Raw genomic sequence first — 1,092 nt, forward strand, 5'->3', positions numbered from 1 at the left:
AAATATAATGAGTCGGTGTGGCATTGCCAACCATGCATGTCTTTGCCTAACTTTGCCATAGTAAGGGCATTTAAACAGATAAAGCCTTCTTCCATATCTTTGTAATCACCAAATTTACATTCATCAGAGTGCCATTTGATTGCTTTATCAATACTGGCTTGCCAGAGCGGTTGGTCACCAGAAATTAATGCTGATATAGCTTCAATTAAAGGGGCGAAAAATTGCAATACATCTTTATTTTTGGCTTTTTGAGCATCTTGTTGTGCGGTGTTAATGGCCTGCGGGGTAAGAGGGCTGCCAGTGGCTATTTGCATTAATAAGTGATCATATTGGTAAATAGCAGGATGTACAATATCATCTTCTGATAGTGACCAGTCAAGCGCTTTTATTTGTTCTAGCAATTCAGGCTCACCAAACAACAAACAGATGTTTAACTCTTTTTGAATGGAGTAATCGCTTTTACGGGTCTGTAACTCAGGGTCGAAGCCGCATAAAAACGCATAGGGCGCGGCTTTTTTTAAATTGGGCTTCACTTCTGAGACGTTTTCGAGTGCGTAATTACCATACGCTAACATTAAATAAAAGTCAGAAATTTTGAAAACGCTTTTTTTGTACTGTTCGAGCGTCCTACTGGTGTCTTTAAACCTTTCTAACCACGCTGGCAAGTGAGTATTTGCACGCGTGATGTCATATTCAACATCTTCTGCGGTAAGTTTATTTAGCTTTAACATTCTTAATTCTCTAAGGTAAAGGTTGTAATTTTGCGTCAACTACATTGCCACTTTCTTCAACAGCTTCTATCACTAGTTTGTTTACTGGTATATCTAAATCATCTGCTTCAAGTAAATTTTGCCCTAGTTGATTACGCTCAGGGTACTTTTTCGAGTTTTTCATGCGTTTGAGGTTCATTTTAATCCAATCATCATCCATTTGTGTGAACCCTTTACTTGTTTTGCCAAGCTTAGCACCAGGTCCCTTAGCTTCAACGATAAAGTATTCTAGCACGTTGCCATTTTTATCCCGCTTAGCCCATACTTGGTCAAAACCGGGGCCCGGACCAAAGCCTAGCTCCATTTTCGCAGGTGGCGGGGG

General features: G+C 40.1%; 1 protein-coding gene and 1 pseudogene. Both read right to left on the reverse strand.

Going from position 1 to position 1,092, the window contains the following annotated elements:
• The coding region (locus tag H5154_RS22800) for an Imm49 family immunity protein (protein ID WP_182719737.1) at nucleotides 1–731 on the reverse strand (731 nt) is incomplete at its 3' end.
• A gap of 10 nt (nucleotides 732–741) precedes the next feature.
• A pseudogene (locus tag H5154_RS22805) lies at nucleotides 742–1,092 on the reverse strand (hypothetical protein); the annotation flags it as partial.

This window comes from Pseudoalteromonas sp. SR44-5 (genome assembly GCF_014163675.1).
Classification (GTDB): Bacteria; Pseudomonadota; Gammaproteobacteria; order Enterobacterales; family Alteromonadaceae; genus Pseudoalteromonas; species Pseudoalteromonas rhizosphaerae.